Raw genomic sequence first — 20319 nt, 5'->3', positions numbered from 1 at the left:
AGGGCAGCATCAATGCCGGCTTCGCTTGAAGGACAATCGACAGGGCCTCAGCTCATCGAAGCGCGGTTCGACGACATCGATGCGATGGCGGCTAGTCCGCTGGCGTGGAATCAGGAATACGAGCAGATCGGACGCGGCCGCTTTGAAGGACGCCTGATCCAGCTTCTGATGGGGCGGCTCCAACTGGCCCGCGTGCTGTGGTCGCCCGGCGTGCTGCAACGCGGCGCAGCGCCGGTCGGCACCTGGGTGTTCGGCCTTCCGCTTGCGGCAGAAGGCTCCCTGCATGTTCGCCGGAGGCCGGTCCGTCCCGGAGAACTCATCGCAGCCACCTCGCACGACGATGTCGGCTTCACGGCAACCGGACCAACAGACGCGATGGTGGTGGTGATGCCCACGCCGCTGATCGATCGATGGGTCCAGGCGCGGCGAGGCGTGGACAAGTTCAACGTCGACCTTCCCTCGCCGCGCTGGCAGGTGCCCACAGAGGAAATGAAGCGGCGCGCGTCCGCGTTGTGCGGCCTGCTTGATTCTCTCGCGAGCAAGCCGGACCATCTGGCCGGAGCCGGCCTTTCAAAGGTCGAGGAACGCATATTCGATGTCATCCTCGACATGATCCCGTCGGCCGAAGTCATCGAGCCGTTGCACAGCCGCGCCCGCATTGCGCGCGAGGTGCTGAAGGTCCTGAAGGAGCGGCTCGACGATCCGCCGAGCATTACTGATCTCTGCATCGCCGTCGGCGCGCGGGAGCGGACACTTCATCTGAGTTGCGTGGAGGCCTTCGGCCGCCCACCGGCGACGCTGCTCGCCGAACTGCGGCTCAATGCAGCCCATCGCGCCTTGTCCCGTCCGGTAAGGGAAACGAGCGTCACGTCCGTCGCCGTGCTCTACGGCTTTGCGCATTTTGGACGTTTCGCCGCCGCCTATCGGCGTCGATTCGGCGAACTGCCGTCCGTGACCTTCGCTAAGGCTCGCGGCGTCTGAAAACCCTCGGTTTCCCCGAAGAGATCCAAATGAGTGGCCTAGAAGTCAGTTATGGGTCATTTTCGACCGATTCCGCGGGCCCTACCAAATGTCCGCTTTGCTCCAAAATGTTGCCGGCCCGAGCACTGTGTTTGATCTCACGGTTGTGATTCAAGCTCACAAGTGGGGCCTCGAATCGTGGCTGCGAACTCGCGACTATGGATGGGCCGCAATCAATTGCATTTAATCGGTGCCGGTCATCGCATGTAGTCAAGCATCGGTTGGCGGTCGTCGATCTAGCTAGATGGATTCCGGGCTCGACGCTTCGCATCGCCCCGGAATGACTGACAGCACCCGTCATTGCGAGGAGCCAACGGGTCCCGCCTCTGGCGGGCCCGATGACAGGCTCCGCGACGAAGCAATCCATGCCTCCACGCGTGGCGCTATGGATTGCTTCGCGGAGCCTGTCATCGGGCGGCGCTACGCGCCGACCCGGTGGCTCGCAATGACGACGTGGATGCTGGGTGCGACAAACTAACCCGACGGGCAAATCAGCAAAAACCTGTCGAGTCCGCGCGGAAAAAATATTTCTGTTTTTCCGAAATGCAAATCAGTCTAATAGTTCGCGCGTCTCACCCGATTGAGGGGCGCTTCGCGATCGTCACGAGTGTTGCGGTGGGATGCGGTGGACGCGGATTGCGCAACGGACGAGTGCGCATGAGGCGGACGGCGAAGTCGTGTGGTCCTGACGCCCCGACGCTGGCGTCAAGTCCGTGAGAAGCCAACGCCTCTCACGGGCGACGGTGGCAAGAAGCCCGGCCTCACCGGGGAGAGCACGATATAAGCCGTAAAACCATTGCGCAGGGAATGCCGGAGTGCCTCCGCTGAACCTGTATGCTCGTGTGCACTTCTTTGTGCACTTATGCACACGAGACCGCGGGTGCAGCGCGCACCCGGCGTTCCCTGCGCCCTCTCGGTTCTGGGGCGAATGATTTTGCAAAACTCGGGTGAAACGCGCCGCGAGAATGTGGAGCTGCATCTGAAATGCGTATGGTGAACTTGCGCAAAACATTTTCTGGACTCGGAATAATTCGCAACAACCTGCTTCTGCGAGTGAGTGGCGATTGCGACTGCGATCGGCGCTTGATGTTAGCGGGTGGGCTGCTACACCGCGGCACATGAGCGCTCACAACGTCAAATCCTCGGTCGCGGCGATCTCGGTCTTTGCCAGCGGTGGCATGGCCGCGGCGAAATTCGTCGTCGGGATCGCGATCGGCTCGCTGGCGCTGATCTCGGAGGCCCTGCACTCCTCGGTCGACCTGATCGCGACCATCATCACCTGGGCGGTGGTGCGCGTGTCCGACCTGCCCGCGGACGAAGAGCACCACTATGGCCACGGCAAGCTCGAAAGCGTCTCCGCGCTCGGCGTCATCGCCCTGCTCTACGTGCTCGCGGGCGGCATCCTGGTCGAGGCCTATAGCCGGCTGAGCGAAGGTGCGCCGCCGCCGTCGATCTCCGCGATCCCCTTCGTGGTCCTCATCATCGACATCGTCGTCAACCTCTGGCGGGCGCGGGCGCTGCATCGTGCGGCGCGCGAAACCAAGAGCCAGGCGCTCGCGGCTGACGCGTTGCATTTCGCCTCCGACGTGATGGGCTCCTTTGCCGTTATCATCGGCCTCATTCTCGCCGGGCTCGGCTTCTGGTGGGGCGACGCCGCCGCGGCCATCGCCGTCGCCGTCATGATCGCCCTGCTCGGCCTGCGGATGGCGCGCTCGACCGTGGAGACGCTGACCGACCGGGCTCCGGAAGGCGTGCTTGAGAAGGCGACCGCGGCGATCCGGAACGTGCCCGGTGTCGTCGAGGTCGAGCGGCTGCGCGTGCGCATGGTCGGCCCGACCTATTTCATCGACGCCATCGCCAAGGTGCCGCGCACCATTCCGATCGACCGCGTCGAAGAGATCAAGCGCAGGGCGCAGGCCGCGGTCGCCGGCGTGCTTGGCGATGCCGACCTCACCTTCACCGCGGTGCCGGTCGCACGCGACAATGAGAGCGTGCGCGAGCGCATCATGGTGATCGCGCGCAATTCCGGTCTTGCCATCCATCACGTCACCGTGCACGCGCTCGGTGAGAAGCTGATCGTCAGCATCGACCTCGAAGTCGATGGCGAGATGGAGCTCACCACGGCCCATGCCATCGCCCACGACCTCGAACGCGCGATCCGCGAGGACTTCGGCGAGGACGTCGAGGTCGACACCCATATCGAGCCGCTCGAGCCGGAATTGCCGTGGGGCAGCGACGCCGCACCCGATCGCGTCGAGACCATCAGGGAGGCGCTGACGCGCTTTGCCGCTGATGGCCCGATCCATGACATCCACAATGTGCGTGTCCGCGACTCCGACGCCGGCGAGATCGTCAACTTCCACTGCCGGGCCGCACCGTCGATGAGCGTCATCAAGGTGCATGAGGGAGTCGACGCGATCGAGCGCGCGCTGCGCCGCGCCTTCCCCACCATCAAGCGCGTGATCAGCCACGCCGAGCCGCCGCATTTGTAGGAACACGTCAACGTTCTCGTTTCGGACTCTGTTTGAGAGCCGCGATTCTGTCTTGGGCAAGAATTATTTCGCATTAACGAATCGTTGACTCTCGACACGCCGGGAAAACTGGATTCAAATCACATTGATTCGGGAGCGACGTGGGGTTGGCTTCCGACGGTGTGCAAATCAGATTGCGGTGGGGGTCTAGGGCATGGCGCGTGCGCATGCGGCGAACGCGTGCGTTCAATCCGATTCGATCAAGGGATTGGCGCAATCGATCGCGAAACCTGACTACCACAGGCTCTTGACCGCTGAGCCTGCGTTGCGCCGGGCCGTGCCCACGCTCATCATCGCCTTCCTGATCACGATCTGCCTCGGCGCGTTCGTCCAGGTGGTCGACCAGAACCGGCAGAAGCGCGCTACCCTGAAGCGCGACCTCTCCGCCCTCTCCGATATCCTCGCCGAGCGGCTCGATCGCCTGACCTCGAGCCGCCGCGAACGCCTTAGCAATATCGAGCAGTTGCAGAGCCTGCTGCCCGATCTCATCCCGTCCTGGGGCATCGCCAGGGGCCGCCACATCATCGTCACGAGCGCCGACCACCGCATGCTCGCTCGCGCCCCGATCGACAGGCTCGGCGAGAACGACCGGGTGCTCGACATCGTCTCCACCGCGCAACTGCTCGCCGCGCCGAGCCAGCAGGGCCTCCTCGCCGACATGCTTCTGCCGAATGGCGACGGCGCGCTGGCCATCTCGGTTCAGGTGAGATCGCTGCCCGGCCAGGTGATCGTGATCCAGGAGATGAACGAGCCGATCTGGGGATCGGACGCCGCGCTCTCGGTCACGCTCTCGGCGACCACGGGCTTCGTCGTGCTCATCCTCGGCTTCGCTTTCCACTGGCAGTCGACCCGCGCCCGCGAGGGCGATCTCATCAATGACGCCGTCCGCGGCCGGATCGACACTGCGCTCAACCGCGGCCGCTGCGGCCTGTGGGACTGGGACCTCTCGCGCGGCCGCATCTTCTGGTCGCAGTCGATGTTCACCCTGCTCGGCCTTGAATCCCGCAACGACCTCCTGACCTTCGGCGAGGTCAACGCGCTGGTGAAATCCGACGACATCGATCTGTTCGACATCGCCGACCAGCTCATCTCCGGCAAGATCGACCACATCGACCAGTCGTTCCGCATGCAGCACACCGAGGGCCACTGGATCTGGCTGCGCGTGCGCTGCGAGCTTAGCCAGGCCACCGCCGACGGCGCCCTGCACCTGATCGGGATCGCGGTCGACATCACCGAGCAGAAGAGCCTCGCCGAGAAGACGGTGGAAGCAGACCTGCGGCTGCGCGACGCCATCGAGACCATTCCGGAAGCCTTCGTGCTCTGGGATGCCGAGGACCGCCTCGTGCTCTGCAACTCGCACTTCCAGCGCCTCCACAAGCTGCCGGATTCGGCCGTTGCCCCCGGGACCTCCTACGAGACCGTGATCGAGGTCGGCAGCATGCCGGAGGTGCGCACGCGGTTGCACGAGACCGGCGTGCCGATGCCCGGTGCGCGCACCTTCGAGGCGCAGCTCGACGACGGGAAGTGGCTGCACATCTCCGAGCGCCGCACCAAGGACGGCGGCTACGTCTCCGTCGGCACCGACATCACCCGCATCAAGGCGCACGAGCAGAAGCTCGTCGACAACGATTTGCGCCTGCGCGCCTCCGTCGTCGACCTGAAGCGCTCGCAGTCCGAGCTCGAGCGGCAGGCGCTCGAGCTCGCCGACCTCGCGGAGAAATATTCGCAGGAGAAGACGCGGGCCGAGGAAGCCAACGCCGCCAAGTCGAAATTCCTCGCCAATATGAGCCACGAGCTGCGCACGCCGCTGAACGCGATCATCGGCTTCTCCGAGATCATGGGCAGCGGCATGTTCGGCGCGCTCGGCTCGGACAAGTACCAGGAATATTGTCACGACATCCTCACCAGCGGCAAATATCTGCTCGACGTCATCAACGACATCCTCGACATGTCGAAGATCGAGGCCGGACGCATGAAGCTCGACCTGGAGCCGCTCGATCTGTCGCGGACGCTCGCGGAATCGCTGCGCGTGGTGTCCGGACGCGCCCATGCCAAGAAGCTGACGCTCGATGCCGACATCGAACGCACGATTCCCGTGGTGGCCGACCGCCGCGCGATCAAGCAGATCGTCGTCAACCTGCTCTCCAATGCGGTGAAGTTCACGCCCGACAATGGCCGGGTGATCGTGCGCAGCCAGGTGCTGGACGATCAGATCGTGATGCTGATCGCCGACACCGGCATCGGCATCGCGCAGGATTCGCTGCAGCGCCTCGGCAAGCCGTTCGAGCAGGTCGAGAGCCAGCTCACCAAGACCTACCAGGGTTCGGGCCTCGGCCTTGCAATCGCGCGCTCGCTGACCAGCCTGCACGGCGGCTCGATGAAGCTGCGCTCGAAGCTCGGCGTCGGCACCGTCGTCCGCATCGCCCTGCCGCGCAACGCCTGCGCGGCGAGGATGCGGGCAGCGGCGTAGCTTTCACACCGCTGTCGAAGCAGCCCTTGCCAGTGGCAACTGGAGACTCGTTTCCAGCAAGGCCCGGTCATTCAGCACCGCCAGTGTCTCGCGGGTGGTGAGAGAGGCGACGGCCTGCTCGAAGGTGTCGCTCGCCTCGATGCGGGCGCGGGCGATTGCGAGCTGCGGGTCGATTTGCTCCGGTCGCCGGCGCGTCGGTGGGGGAAGCGAGCGGAGATGTTGCGTCAGGAATGACAGGTCGCGTTGCAGTTCGACCAGCGCGCGGCCGCGATCAACCGAAGGCGATGCAGCCAGTTCGTTCGCGCGGGCCAGCACGGCCGGCGGCGCGACTTCCTCCGGTGTCGCAAACAGCGCCCTCATCCGCGGCTTCGCCGTATAGGCGCCGATCGGAATGGCAAACAAGAGCCCGATGATGACCGGCGACATCCACAACAGCAGCGGCAGAGAGACGGCATAGGCGCTCGCGGCCATCAGCACGCCGAAGGCCGTGGGCACTCCGTATTTTCGATAGAGCTCGCGCCGCTCGACCGAGCCGTCGTCGCGGCGCTGCGTCTGCCATCCGGCGTCACGGCCAATCAGGATTTCGATCACCGCGATCGACTGGAAGACCATCATTGCGGGTGCAATCATGGCGGAGATCAGCACTTCGACGATGACGCCGAGGAAAGCGCGAATGGCGCCGCCGAACCGCCGGCGCGTTTCCCGCTGCGTCAACAGCAACAGGAAGCCGAGCAATTTCGGCACAATCAGAAGCGCCATGGTGGCGCCGAACACCCAGGCCGCGAGAACGGGGTCCTGCGCCGGCCAGTTGGGAAACAGCGAAAACCCTTTCGGAAAATATTCCGGGCGGACGAAGCGGGCCTGCAGCGAGATCAGTATCCCGAGCAGCAGGAACGTAAACCAGAGCGGCGCGGTGATATACGAACCGATCCCGGTCATGAAATGCAGGCGCGAAATCCAGTGCAATCCGCGCGTTGGCAACACGGCGAGATGCTGCAGGTTTCCCTGGCACCACCTCCGGTCGCGCGCCGCGAAATCCAACAGCGAAGGCGGCACTTCCTCGAAACTGCCGCCGAGCGTCGGCGCCATGTAGATGCCCCAGCCGGAGCGTCGCATCAGCGCGGCCTCGACAAAGTCGTGGCTCAGGATATGTCCGCCGAACGGCTTTCGCCCGCGAAGCTCCGGCAGCCCGGCAGCTTCGGCGAATGCGCTCACCCTGATGATGGCATTGTGCCCCCAGTAATTGCCTTCGGAGCCGTGCCACCAGGCAACGCCCGCTGCGATCATCGGCCCATAAAGCCGGCCCGCAAATTGCTGCAGGCGGCTGAACAGGCTTCGCGCATTGACGATGATCGGCAACGTCTGCAGCAACGCGGCCGCGGGGTTTGCCTCCATCGCATGAACCATCCGCACCATCGTGTCGCCCGTCATCAGGCTGTCGGCATCGAGGACGATCATGAACTGATAGCCGCTCCCGAAGCGGGAAACCCACTCGGCGATGTTGCCGGACTTGCGCGCGACGTTGTTGGCGCGGTGACGATAGTAGAGCCGATCGGAACCGCAGGCTTGCCGCAGTTTCAGGAAAGCGCGTTCCTCGGCGATCCAGATATCGGGATCGGTGGTGTCGCTCAGCACAAACCAGTCGAAGTGCTCGCCATGCCCGGTCGCCTCGACGGACTCGTAGATCGCACGCAGCCGAGCCATCAACTGGTTTTCGTTTTCATTATAGGTCGGCAGCAGCACCGCCGTCCGGCTCGCGATTTCGGGTAAGGCGCCGCTGGCGGCGATTTGCAGTGCGTTCCCTCTTCGGCCGAGCAGGACGAAAAAGCCCGCAAGGGCGGAGGCAAACGAGAAACCGATCCAGGCAAGCAACGCCACGAACAGCGCGAGCACCATCCATTCCAGGACGGTCACGCCCCCGACTTCGAGCACCTTGTACATCTCATAGGCGCCGGCGCCGGTGAGCGCGATGGTGGCTGCAAAGACAAATGTCCGCCGCAGCCACATGCTTGACGCCACCGGCACGGGCTGCCGCGTCGCCTGCGGCGCATGCGCGAAGTCCGATGTGATCATCTCGAGCGGATATTCGCGTGGCAGGAACCCGTCGGTGGGCGCATCCGGCGTCAGCGGCGACGACGTCGCTACGGAGCCCATCGATAAACCCACACTTCGGAAAGAGGTTTATCGTCTTGCACCAGCAAGGCTCGAAGCTCGATGGGCGTATCCTTCTTCACCGCGCATTGGAAGCTGAGCCGCCATCCACCCGTGTCAGGATTTGGTTGCGTGACGATGTTGGTGATCTCGGACTTCTCGGCGCTCACAACGCCCTTGATGCTGTTGGGATCGACACCCTTCAGGTTGTCGCCGATCAGATCCAGCACGAACAATTTGCTGTCGTCGCCACGCGCTCCGATGCCGGTGCGCACGAAGCGGGCGAGCGAATGAGGCTTCGGCATATCCGGACCCCAGTGCAGGCGATAGGTGAAATTGTTTTCGCTCTTCGCCTTCAGCGGCACCTTCGGCCGCCAGAACGCGGCAATGTTGTCGTGGATTTCCTCTTTGGTCGGAATCTCGATCAGTACGACGCCGCCCTCGCCCCAATCGCCGATCGGTTCGACCCAGAGGCTCGGGCGTGCTTCGAAACGTGACTCGATATCCTCGTAGGCGGCGAATCTCTTCTCGCGCTGCATCAGCCCGAAGCCGCGTGGATTGAGGTCCTGGAAGGTGCTGACCTGAAGATCCCGCGGATTGCTCAGGGGACGCCACAGGCTTTCACCCTTGCCGTTGAAGATCGCGAGCCCGTCGGAATCGTGCACCGAGGGGCGAAAATCGTCGACATCGTTGCGGTCATTGGGGCCGAAGAAGAACATGCTGGTCATCGGCGCCAGCCCCGCGTGCTCGAGATCGGCCCGCGGATAGAGCGACATCTCGACGTCGAACACCGTGGTCTCGCCGGGCCGCAAGGTGAAACGATAGCTGGCGGCGCAGCTCTTGCTGTCGAGCAGCGCATGGATGACGAGCGAGGTCGCGTTCGCCGCGGGGCGTTCCAGCCAGAACGCCTTGAAGGTGGGAAATTCCTCTCCCTTCGCCTCGCCGGTATCGATCGACAATCCCCGCGCCGACAATCCGTAGGTTTCACCCTTGGCGACGGCACGGAAATAGCTCGCGCCGAGGAAGACGCAGACCTCATCGAAATAGTCGGGCTTGTTGATCGGCGCGTGGATGCGAAGGCCGGCAAAGCCGAGATCATCAGCGGCGAACGCCGGCACATCGTTGCCGAACGAGAAGTCGTCCTTGCGATAGCGGATTTCGTTGGCCTGGCCGTCGACGACTTCGAAGATGTTGACCCTGTTCTTGTAGAAGAAGCCGCGGTGAAAGAACTGCGCCTGGAACGGCAGCTTGTCGGCGCGCCAGAGCGCGCGCTCCGGCATGAAGCGGATCGAGCGATATTGATCGTAGTTCAGATCCTTCAGCTCGGCCGGCAGCTTTTCGTCGGGCGCCTCGAACGATTTGCTCGCGAGGCTGCGCGCGAGCTCCCGAACGGTGGACGCATCAAACGGAACAGTCGCGACCGCTTCGGTTCCCGGAAACAATACGAGTGTCGGCAGCACTGCCGAGCCTTGCAGTAGCTGGCGACGATTCACGAGAACTCCTCAGCATTTGGACCAGGCGCCGCATGGAAACAGCCAAGCCGTCGGCAAGTTCCATGAATGCTGGAACGTTCAGCTAAAGATTCCTCTCAGACGATCTCCGTCCCCGTCGTTTGGGAAAACTCCGCACCCGGCCGCGGCGCAGCCACGAAAATGTCCGGAACTCGTCAACAACATGAGCCGCAATTCAGGCAATAGCAAGCCGCCCACGGCAGCGTCGTGGCTCACCGCCATCTTTCGCAAGCAATGGCGGTGGCGCGTTGGTCACGCGCTATGATTTGGAGATACCGACTCCAGCGTGGGGGCGACTTCGCGCGCGACCTGAACCAGGGCGGCGATCAAGGGTGTCATCGGGTCGCGCTGCGGGATCACCAGGCCGATACTGTAGTTCACCACGGGGTCGACGATCGGAATGCTGCGCACGGCGTCGGCGAGGCCGAGTGTCTCCGCGAGCTTTGCCGGCATCACGCTTGCCCAGCGCCCGGTCTTCACATGGGTGTAGAGCACGAGCAGCGAGTTCGAGGTCAGCGTCGGCGTTGCTTCCGCCCCGACTGAACGAAGTGCCCGATCGATGATGCGGCGGTTCTGCATGTCGGGCGTCAGCAGGCACAGCGGCACCTGGCCGACCTCTTTCCACGTCACAGAGTCGCGATCGCCGAACATGGCGTCGGGCGATGTCAGCAACCGATAGCTCTCGTTATAGAGACGGATGGTGCGAACCTTGCCGATCGGCTCGTTCTCGATATAGGTCAGCCCGGCATCGACCTCGAGGTTCTCCAAGAGGCCGAGCACGTCGGACGAGGTGCAGGACTGGATGCGGAAACGCACGTCGGGATGACGGGCGCGGAACGGCGTGGTGAGCGAAGCCACCATGCCGAGCACAGTCGGGATCGCCGCGATCCGGATCTCGCCGGAGAGCTTGTGCCTCAGCCCGTTGATCTCCTCCCGCATCGCGCGGGCATCGCCGACGATGCGGCGCGCCCAGTCGAGCGCGCGCTCGCCTTCGGGCGTGAAGCCCTGAAAGCGGGAACCGCGCTGCACCAGCATCACGCCGAGGAGATCCTCGAGCTGCTTGAGGCTCGTCGACATCGTCGGCTGCGTGACGCCGCACGCCTCCGCCGCGCGGCCGAAATGCCGCTCCTTTGCGAGTGCCAACAGGAGTTCAAGCTTGTCGATCAAGAAGGCCTCATCAGCTCTGGCATGCCACTTCGAATATAACGATCACAGCCGGGACGAACACGAGAAAAAGCCGTACCGCACAAGGTGTTCTGCTACCAATTCTATTTCTATATTGATCGATTTCATATCCCAATCGATCGCTGTTCACGATCGCAGCATGAGACAGCTTTATTGATATCTGGATCGATTCCAACTTTCATGGGCGCGAGTGAAAACCCTCCGATTTGAGAGGCATGGATGACATCGGCCTACGAACCCTGGAACGAAGCGCGCGGCGCCGAGATCATCGCCGAGCATGCCGAGCTCGAAGGCGCGACGCTGGTCATCCTGCACGCCCTGCAGGAAGCCTTCGGCTACGTGCCCGAGCCCGCGATCCCGATGGTCGCTTCCACGCTCAATCTCTCGCGTGCCGAGGTCCACGGCGTGTTCACCTTCTACCATGATTTCCGCAAGGCGCCTGCAGGCCGCCATGTGCTGAAGCTGTGCCGCGCGGAGGCCTGCCAGGCCGCCGGCGGCGATGCGCTGGCCGCGCGCGCGGAAGCCAAGCTTGGCGTTGTACTCGGTAACACCACGGCCGATGAGCGCGTGACGTTGGAGCCGATCTACTGCCTCGGCCTTTGCGCCACCGCGCCATCAGCGATGCTGGATGGCCGCGTGGTCGGCCGGCTCGACGAAGCGCGCCTCGACGCGCTGGTCAGGGAGGCGCAGCGATGACGATGCGACTCTTTGTCCCCCGCGATGCCGGCGCGGTCGCCGTTGGCGCTGATGAGGTCGCGACGGCGCTGCAGCTCGCCGCCGAGAAGCACGGCCTTGCGATCGAGATCGTCAGGACTGGCTCGCGCGGGCTCTATTGGCTGGAGCCGATGGTCGAAGTCGCAACAGCGGCGGGCCGGATCGCGTTCGGCCCGGTGAGCGCCGCGGACGCAGCTTCCCTGCTCGATGCGATGGCCGCCGACGGGCCGCATCCGTTGCGGCTGGGCGTTGCCGACGAGATCCCCTGGCTCAAGCGCCAGACCCGCCTAACCTTCGCGCGCTGCGGCGTGGTGGATCCCCGCTCGGTCGAGGACTATCGCGCCCATGGCGGCTACAGGGGCCTGGAGCGGGCGCTGACGCTCTCCCCCGACGAGATCCTTGCCGACGTCACCGCCTCCGGCCTGCGCGGCCGCGGCGGCGCCGGCTTCCCGACCGGCATCAAGTGGAAGACGGTGGCGCAGGCCAGCGCCGACCGGAAGTACATCGTCTGCAATGCCGACGAAGGCGACAGCGGCACCTTCGCCGACCGCATGATCATGGAAGGCGATCCGTTCGTCGTGATCGAGGGCATGACGATCGCCGGCATCACGGTCGGCGCCACCAAGGGCTACATCTACACCCGCTCCGAATATCCGCACGCGGTGGAGGCGATGAATGCCGCGATCGCGGCGGCGAAGCGCGCCGGCTATCTCGGCGCGCGCATCGGCGGTTCCGCACATAGTTTCGATCTCGAGGTGCGCGTCGGCGCCGGCGCCTATGTTTGTGGCGAGGAGACCTCGCTGCTCGAAAGCATAGAAGGCCGCCGCGGCATCGTGCGCGCCAAGCCGCCGCTACCCGCGCACAAGGGCCTGTTCGGGCGGCCGACTGTCATCAACAACGTGCTGTCGTTCGCCGCGATCCCGTTCATCCTCGATAACGGCGCTAAGGCTTACGCAGATTTCGGCATGGGCCGCTCGCGCGGCACGATGCCGATCCAGCTTGCCGGCAATGTGAAGCATGGCGGCCTGTTCGAGACCGCGTTCGGCATCACGCTCGGCGAACTCGTTGACGAGATCGGCGGCGGCTCCTTCACCGGCCGTCCGGTGCGCGCGGTGCAAGTGGGCGGTCCCCTAGGTGCCTACTTCCCGCGCGCTCTCTTTGATACGCCGTTCGACTATGAAGCGTTCGCCGCTCGCGACGGATTGATCGGCCATGGCGGCATCGTCGTGTTCGACGACAGCGTCGATATGGCCAAGCAGGCGCGCTTTGCGATGGAATTCTGCGCGGTCGAATCCTGCGGCAAGTGCACGCCGTGCCGCATCGGCTCGACCCGCGGCGTGGAGACCATCGAGAAGATCATCCGTGGCGAGCGCGTGGCCGAAAACCTCGCCCTCGTCGAGGACCTCTGCAACACCATGAAGTTCGGCTCGCTCTGCGCGCTCGGCGGCTTCACGCCCTACCCCGTGCTGAGTGCCCTCAGGCATTTCCGGGATGATTTCGGCCCGGCACCGGCCCGCTTAGAGGCCGCGGAATAGGAAAATCGCCATGTCATTGATCGAGGAAATCGACTTCGGCACGCCGCGCTCCAAATCGGAGACCATGGTCACGCTGACCATCGACGGCAAGCCCATCACGGTGCCCGAGGGCACCTCCATCATGCGCGCGGCGATGGACGCAGGTCACCAGATCCCGAAGCTCTGCGCGACCGACATGGTCGACGCCTTCGGCTCCTGCCGTTTGTGTCTCGTCGAGATCGAGGGACGCGCCGGCACGCCGGCCTCCTGCACCACGCCGGTGGCGCCGGGCCTCGTGGTTCACACCCAGACGGACCGATTGAAGAAGCTGCGCAAGGGGGTGATGGAGCTCTACATCTCCGACCATCCGCTGGACTGCCTGACCTGCGCCGCCAATGGCGATTGCGAATTGCAGGACATGGCCGGCGCCGTCGGCCTGCGCGACGTGCGCTACGGCTATGAGGGCGACAACCATGTGTTCGCCAAGTCCGATGGCGCGGTCAATCCGGCCTGGATGCCGAAGGACGAGTCCAACCCTTACTTCACCTACGACCCTGCCAAATGCATCGTCTGCTCGCGCTGCGTCCGCGCCTGCGAGGAGGTGCAAGGCACCTTCGCGCTGACGATCGCCGGCCGCGGCTTCGACAGCCGCGTCTCGCCCGGCATGAGCGAAAGCTTCCTCGGCTCCGAATGCGTCTCCTGCGGCGCCTGCGTGCAGGCCTGCCCGACCGCGACGCTGACGGAAAAATCGGTGATCGAAATCGGCCAGCCCGAGCATTCCGTGGTGACCACCTGTGCCTATTGCGGCGTCGGCTGCGCCTTCAAGGCCGAGATGCGCGGCGAGGAAGTGGTGCGCATGGTGCCGTACAAGGACGGCAAGGCCAATCGTGGCCACTCCTGCGTCAAGGGCCGCTTCGCCTGGGGCTATACCAACCACAAGGAACGCATCCTGAAACCGATGATCCGCGAGCGGATCGCCGATCCCTGGCGCGAGGTGTCGTGGGACGAGGCCTTCTCGTTCGCCGCCGCGAAGTTCAAGGGCATCCAGCAAAAGTATGGCCGCGACGCGGTCGGCGGCATCACGTCGTCCCGCTGCACCAATGAAGAAACCTATCTGGTGCAGAAATTGATCCGCGGCGGCTTCGGCAACAACAATGTCGACACCTGCGCGCGCGTCTGCCATTCGCCGACCGGCTACGGCCTGTCGCAAACCTTCGGCACCTCGGCCGGCACGCAGGATTTCGATTCGGTCGAAGACACCGATGTCGTGATCGTGATCGGCGCCAATCCGGCCTCGGCCCACCCGGTGTTCGCCTCGCGGCTGAAGAAGCGGCTGCGGCAGGGGGCAAAACTGATCGTGATCGATCCGCGGCGCACCGAAATGGTGGAAGCCCCACACCTCAAGGCGCTGCATCTGCCGTTGATGCCGGGCACCAACGTGATGGTCATGACCGCGTTGGCGCATGTCATCGTCACCGAGGGCCTCGTCAACGAAGCCTTCGTGCGCGAGCGTTGCGACTGGAGCGAATTCGAGGAATGGGCGGCGTTCGTCGCGCAGCCGAACAACAGCCCGGAAGCGACTGCGATCCTGACCGGCGTCGATCCGAAGGATCTGCGCGAGGCGGCGCGCATCTACGCCACCGGCGGCAACGGCGCGATCTATTACGGTCTCGGCGTCACTGAGCACAGCCAGGGCTCAACCACGGTGATCGCAATCGCCAACCTCGCGATGGTGACAGGCAATATCGGCCGTCCCGGCGTCGGCGTGAACCCGCTGCGCGGCCAGAACAACGTGCAGGGCTCTTGCGACATGGGCTCGTTCCCGCATGAGCTGCCGGGTTACCGCCACATCGCGACGGATGCGGTGCGTGACCAGTTCGAGGCGATGTGGAACGTGAAGCTCAACCCTGAGCCGGGCCTGCGCATCCCCAACATGTTCGACGCCGCGATCGAAGGCACCTTCATGGGCCTCTATGTACAGGGCGAGGACATCCTGCAGTCCGACCCTAACACCTCCCACGTTGTGGCGGCGCTGTCGGCGATGGAATGCGTGATCGTGCACGATCTCTTCCTGAACGAGACCGCGAATTACGCGCACGTGTTCCTGCCGGGCTCGAGCTTCCTGGAGAAGGACGGAACCTTCACCAATGCCGAGCGTCGTATCCAGCGCGTGCGCAAGGTGATGACGCCGAAGAACGGGCTGGCCGACTGGGAGGTCACCATCCGCCTCGCCAAGGCGATGGGCTTCGAGATGCACTACAACCATCCCTCCGAGATCATGGACGAGATCGCGGCGTTGACGCCGACCTTCGCCGGCGTCTCCTATGCCAAGCTCGACGAGCTCGGTTCGGTGCAATGGCCCTGTAACGAGAAGGCGCCCGAGGGAACGCCAGTGATGCATATCGGCGGCTTCGTGCGCGGCAAAGGCAAGTTCATCGTCACCGAATATGTCGCGACCGACGAGCGCACCGGCCCGCGCTTCCCGCTGCTGCTCACGACGGGACGCATCCTCAGCCAGTACAATGTCGGCGCGCAGACCCGCCGCACCGAAAATGTGGTCTGGCACAGCGAGGACCTGCTGGAGATCCATCCGCACGATGCCGAGCAGCGCGGCGTGCGCGACGGCGATTGGGTGCGCCTGAAGAGCCGCGCCGGCGAGACCACGCTGCGCGCGCTCATCACCGACCGCGTCGCGCCGGGCGTAGTCTACACCACGTTCCATCATCCGGACACGCAGGCCAATGTGATCACGACCGATTATTCGGACTGGGCGACCAACTGCCCGGAATACAAGGTCACCGCAGTGCAGGTCTCGCCGTCCAACGGTCCGTCCGACTGGCAGAAAGCCTATGACGCCCAGGCGAAGCATTCGCGCCGGATCGCGCCGGTCGTGGAAGCCGCGGAGTGAGGATGCACGATCCCGTCACCAGCGCGGAGCGGCAGGTCTGGCGCGACGGCAGCCTGAGCGAAGGCACGCGCCAGATCCCCGAGGAGACGGCGCTGGCGCTGACCTATAATGGCGGCACCTACGCCGTGATGATGGGCACGCCGCAGGACCTTCGCGACTTTGCCATCGGCTTCAGCCTCAGCGAAGGCGTTGTTCAGTCCGCCGACGAGATCGAGACGCTCGACATCATCGAGCTCGATGATGGCATCGAGCTGCGGATGTGGCTGGCGCCCGAAAAGGCCACGCTGATCAATGAGCGGCGGCGGCATATCGCGGGCCCGACCGGTTGCGGCCTCTGCGGCATCGATTCGATCGCGGAAGCGGTTCGTCCCGCAGCCATCGTGCAGAAGGGCCGCAGCTTCTCGCCGCGCGAGATCATGACCGCGATGGCCGCAATCGCCCCGCTGCAAGCAATCAACCTCAGGACCCGCGCAGTGCATGCCGCGGCGTTCTGGACGCCTATGCGCGGCATCGTCGCGCTGCGCGAGGATGTCGGCCGCCACAATGCGCTCGACAAGCTCGCCGGCGCGCTGGCGCAGGCGAAGGTGTCGACCAGCGAGGGCATGGTGCTGTTGACGAGCCGCGTCTCGGTCGAGATGGTGCAGAAGACGGCAACCATCGGCGCGCCGCTGATGGTCGCGGTATCGGCGCCGACAGCGCTTGCCGTGCGCATGGCCGACGCCGCCGGCATCACGCTTGCGGCGATCGCGCGCGCCGACGGGTTCGAGGTATTCACGCATGCGGAGCGGATCGCGACCCGCGCCGATGCCAGGGAGGCCATCCATGTCGCCTGACCGACTGATCTACATGGCCAACCAGATCGGCAAGTTCTTCCAGAACCAGGGGCATGAGCGCGCGGTGCCGGGGATCGCCGAGCATATCAAGAAGTTCTGGGACCCAAGGATGCGCAAGGCGATCTTCGCCCATCTCGACGCCGGCGGCGCGGGGCTTGATCCGTACGTCCACGAGGCGCTCAAGAGCTTGAAGAAGGCGTAAGCCACGGAATTGTAGGGTGGGCAAAGCGCAGCGCGCCCACCTTTCTTCACCGACCGTGGGTGGTGGGCACGCTCCGCTTTGCCCACCCTACGGCACTGTCGTCCCGGCGAACGCCGGGACCCATAACCACAGGATCGCGTTGTGGCGCGAGCAAGCGGTTGTGGCGGAGCACATTACAAACGCCTGTGGTTATGGGGTCCCGGGTCAAGCCCGGGACGACACCGAATTTATGGCGATCGGCGCTGCGCCTAACGTCCGCCAACCAGCGCGTTGAACACGCGGCGGACCTCACCTTGCGTCTCGCGCACGCCGGCTTCGAGGGCGGAGAAATCCGGCGTGTCGCCTGCCCGCGCCATCACGCGTAGCAGATCGTCACCGGCGGTTTCGGGATTGAATTTGCCGGTCACGCAAAGCCGCAAGATCTGCGTCAGGTCATGATAGAGCCGCGCGGCCGAGCGCAGCACTTCGGCCTCCGACTGCCCGAGCACGCCGAGCTTTGCGGCGTTGTCGAGCACCTGCAATGTGGAAACGCTGAGGATGTCGGGCTTCTCGGCAGCGTGCACGAGCTGCAGATATTGCGCGATGAAATCGATGTCGACGAGGCCGCCTGCGGCGAGCTTCAGGTCCCAGATGTCGTCCTCGCCCTTCTCGAGCGCGATCGCGCGCCGCATCTCGACGACGTCGTTGGCGGTCGCGGCCGCATCGCGCTTGCGCGTCAGCACGCGACGGATGATGTCTTCGATCTTCTCGCGGAACGCCGGCGATGACGAGATCACGCGCGCGCGCGTCAGCGCCATGTGCTCCCAGGTCCAGGCCTCGCGCTCCTGATACTCGGCGAATGAATCGAGCCGTGACGCCAGCGGGCCGGCGCGGCCTGACGGGCGCAACCGCATGTCGACCTCGTAGAGCACGCCGTAATTGGTCCGTGTCGTGAAGGCGGAGATCAGGCGCTGGGTGAAGCGGGCAAAATACTGCGCGCCGTGCAGCGCGCGGGCGCCGTCGGAGTCCGGCTGCTCGTGGTCGTAGTCGTAGAGCAGGATCAGGTCGAGGTCGGAGGACGCTGTCATCTCGCGGCTGCCGAGCCTGCCCATGGCGAGAATCGCGGTCTCCTGATCGTTGATGCGGCCGTATTGCGTGGCGAACTGGTCGGTGACAAGGCCATGCACGGTGTGCACGATGCCTTCCGCGACGTCGGCAAAGGCGACGCTCGCCTGCTGCGCCGACACCGTGCCGGAGAGGATCCGCGTGCCGATCAGGAACAAGCTTTCCTGGCCGAACAGCCGCAGGCGATCGAGGAAGTCCTCGTAGGAACCGGCGTCCTTGAGCGTGATCGCGAGCCGCTCCGACAATTCGCGCCGGTCCGGCATCGCGCCGAAGAAGCGCGGATCGATCAGCCCGTCCATGATCTGCGGCTGCCGCGCCAGCATGTCGCCGAGCCGCGGCGCGGCGCCGAGGATCAGCGCCACCAGCGCGACCAGGTCGCGGTTCTGGCTGAGCAGCGTGATCAGCCGCCCGCCCCGCTGCAACGCCCCGAGGAAACGGTCGAACGCCACAACCGCGGCGTCCGGCTCCTCGGCATGCGCGAGGCCGTCGATCAGGCCCGGAATGAACTCGAGGAAAGCGTTGCGCGTCGCCTCCACGCGCAGCGCGCGATAGTCGCCTTCGATCCATTGCTGCACGGTCTTTGCGACCGCAACCGGCTTCTCGAAGCCGAGACTGACGAGATGCTCGAGCAGCCGCTGGTCTTCAGGGCCGGCGCCGTAGTTCGCCTTCGGCAGCTTTGCCGTGCCGGTCGGCTCGTCGCCCTCGAACAGCTTGGCGTAGTGGCCCTGCACGATGTTGAGATGCGCGAGCAATTCCATCGCAAACGTGGCCCTGCTCGTATAACCGAGGAAATGAGCGAAGCGCTCGATCGCCGCGGGATCCTCCGGCAACGTGTGCGTCTGCTCGTCGGCGATCATCTGCAAGCGATGCTCGACACGGCGCAGGAACTGATAGGCCGCAGCGAGTTCGTCGCGCGCCTCAAAGGTGATCCAGTTGCTGGAGGCGAGCATGGTAAGCGCCTCGAGCGTCGGCCGCACCCGCAATTCCGGATGCCGTCCGCCCGCGATCAACTGCTGGGTCTGGGCAAAGAACTCGATCTCGCGGATGCCGCCGCGGCCGACCTTGACGTTGTGGCCCTCGACCGCGATCTCGCTCTGGCCGCGGTAGGTCTGCATCTGCCGCTTCATGTCGTGGACATCGGCAAGCGCGGCGAAGTCGAGATGCTTGCGCCAGACGAAGGGGGCGATTTCCGCAACCAGCACCTCGCCCGCCTTGCTGTCGCCAGCGCAGGGGCGCGCCTTGATCATCGCGGCGCGTTCCCAGGTCCGCCCTTCCCGCTCGTAATAGTTCAGCGCCGAATCGGTCGAGATCGCGACCTGCGTCGACGCCGGATCAGGCCGCAGCCGCAGGTCGACGCGGAACACATAGCCATCGCCGGAGCGCTGCTGCAGCATGCGCGCCATCGATTGCGTGACGCGGACGAAGAACGGCTGCGGCTCGATGTCGTCGGCCAGCGAGGTCGCGGCCGGATCGTAGAAGACGATGAGATCGATATCGCTGGAATAGTTCAGTTCGCCTGCGCCCATCTTGCCCATCGCAAGCACGATCAGCCCGCTGCCCTCTTCGGGATGGTCGGCGTCGGGCGCACGGAGGCGGCCGCGCGCCATCTCCTGACGCAGCAGGTAGCGCAGCGCCGACTGCACGGAGGCGACCGCAAGGTCGGTCAGCGCGGCGGTGACCCGTGTGACCGGCCAGACGCCGCCGATGTCGCAAAGCGCGATCAGGAGCGCCGCCTCCGCCTTCATGCGGCGGAGCAGTTGCATCACCTCGGCCTCGCCCGAGGCGGCGAACACGTCGTGCGAGGTCTTTTCGATCAGGCCGGCCAGATGCGGCTCCGGGTCGCAGGAGAGCAGCCGGATCAGCCGCGCCGGATCGACGCGCACGAGCTCGAACAGGAACGGCGAGCATTCCGCAATACCGAGCAGGATGCGCCTGGCGAAGGGATAGCCGAGCAGTTCGGCGAGCGCAGCCGATTGCGCCGGCTCGAGTTCGGCGAGCCAGTCTGTCAGGCGCTGTTCGGCTTGGATGGGCGCGGACACATACGGTCCGTCCGCGAACCGCGCGGCCAGACGATGTCCCGCGGAGCCCGGCGCGGAAGCATTCATGCCGCCTTCTGTGGCACATCCTGCGTTTGGGCCGCAAGCCTGTCGGCTGCGCCGGCCCGCGCCGGAAGCAC

12 protein-coding genes are annotated in these 20319 nt (G+C 64.8%); 8 read left to right on the top strand and 4 right to left on the bottom strand.

What is annotated here, in order from left to right; translation table 11 throughout:
- Positions 1-12 precede the first annotated feature (12 nt).
- The 3 genes from CWO89_RS17455 (at position 13) to CWO89_RS17445 (ending at position 6021) form a co-directional block, all read left to right on the top strand.
- Positions 13-981 (top strand): helix-turn-helix domain-containing protein, encoded by a 969-nt coding sequence (locus CWO89_RS17455; RefSeq protein ID WP_130580001.1) that lies wholly within the window; start codon positions 13-15, stop codon positions 979-981.
- 1157 nt (positions 982-2138) lie between these two features.
- Positions 2139-3512 (top strand): cation-efflux pump, encoded by a 1374-nt coding sequence (locus tag CWO89_RS17450; RefSeq protein ID WP_130580000.1) that lies wholly within the window; start codon positions 2139-2141, stop codon positions 3510-3512.
- Positions 3513-3705: 193 nt separating this feature from the next.
- The gene (locus CWO89_RS17445) at positions 3706-6021 is read left to right on the top strand and encodes a sensor histidine kinase (RefSeq protein WP_130579999.1); all 2316 of its coding nucleotides are present in this window, start codon (positions 3706-3708) and stop codon (positions 6019-6021) included.
- A gap of 3 nt (positions 6022-6024) precedes the next feature.
- On the opposite strand, the gene mdoH is transcribed toward CWO89_RS17445, so the two are convergent.
- The 3 genes from mdoH to CWO89_RS17430 all read right to left on the bottom strand — a co-directional run bounded on the left by mdoH (position 6025) and on the right by CWO89_RS17430 (position 10850).
- The gene (mdoH, locus tag CWO89_RS17440; protein WP_130579998.1) at positions 6025-8175 is read right to left on the bottom strand and encodes a glucans biosynthesis glucosyltransferase MdoH; all 2151 of its coding nucleotides are present in this window, start codon (positions 8173-8175) and stop codon (positions 6025-6027) included.
- Positions 8163-9632 carry a glucan biosynthesis protein G gene (locus tag CWO89_RS17435; protein ID WP_463702531.1) on the bottom strand — a complete coding sequence of 490 codons (1470 nt, stop codon included), beginning with the start codon at positions 9630-9632 and terminating at the stop codon, positions 8163-8165. Before CWO89_RS17435 ends, mdoH begins: the two co-directional genes overlap by 13 nt.
- A 303-nt stretch (positions 9633-9935) precedes the next feature.
- Positions 9936-10850: a LysR family transcriptional regulator gene (locus tag CWO89_RS17430; RefSeq protein ID WP_130579997.1), complete on the bottom strand. Its 915-nt coding sequence runs from the start codon at positions 10848-10850 to the stop codon at positions 9936-9938.
- 237 nt (positions 10851-11087) lie between these two features.
- Between CWO89_RS17430 and CWO89_RS17425 the strand changes: the two genes are divergently transcribed.
- The 5 genes from CWO89_RS17425 to CWO89_RS17405 are packed head-to-tail and all read left to right on the top strand — an operon-like array spanning position 11088 to position 17039.
- Positions 11088-11564 (top strand): formate dehydrogenase subunit gamma, encoded by a 477-nt coding sequence (locus CWO89_RS17425; protein WP_130579996.1) that lies wholly within the window; start codon positions 11088-11090, stop codon positions 11562-11564.
- Positions 11561-13117, top strand: a complete 1557-nt coding sequence (locus CWO89_RS17420; protein WP_130579995.1) for a formate dehydrogenase beta subunit — start codon at positions 11561-11563, stop codon at positions 13115-13117. The genes CWO89_RS17425 and CWO89_RS17420 overlap by 4 nt, the downstream gene beginning before the upstream one ends.
- A 10-nt stretch (positions 13118-13127) precedes the next feature.
- Positions 13128-16004 (top strand): formate dehydrogenase subunit alpha, encoded by a 2877-nt coding sequence (gene fdhF, locus CWO89_RS17415; RefSeq protein ID WP_130579994.1) that lies wholly within the window; start codon positions 13128-13130, stop codon positions 16002-16004.
- 2 nt (positions 16005-16006) lie between these two features.
- On the top strand, positions 16007-16837 hold the full coding sequence (gene fdhD, locus CWO89_RS17410) for a formate dehydrogenase accessory sulfurtransferase FdhD (RefSeq protein WP_130579993.1): 831 nt from the start codon (positions 16007-16009) through the stop codon (positions 16835-16837).
- Positions 16827-17039, top strand: a complete 213-nt coding sequence (locus CWO89_RS17405) for a formate dehydrogenase subunit delta (protein WP_165421207.1) — start codon at positions 16827-16829, stop codon at positions 17037-17039. Before fdhD ends, CWO89_RS17405 begins: the two co-directional genes overlap by 11 nt.
- 248 nt (positions 17040-17287) lie before the next feature.
- Here CWO89_RS17405 and CWO89_RS17400 read toward each other — a convergent pair whose 3' ends face one another.
- On the bottom strand, positions 17288-20248 hold the full coding sequence (locus CWO89_RS17400) for a bifunctional [glutamine synthetase] adenylyltransferase/[glutamine synthetase]-adenylyl-L-tyrosine phosphorylase (RefSeq protein WP_130579991.1): 2961 nt from the start codon (positions 20246-20248) through the stop codon (positions 17288-17290).
- Positions 20249-20319 lie beyond the last annotated feature (71 nt).

It is taken from the genome of Bradyrhizobium sp. Leo170 (assembly GCF_004296405.1).
Classification (GTDB): Bacteria; Pseudomonadota; Alphaproteobacteria; order Rhizobiales; family Xanthobacteraceae; genus Bradyrhizobium.
The sequence above is the reverse complement of the archived record's forward strand: the minus strand, read 5'-3'. Positions and strand labels throughout refer to the sequence as shown.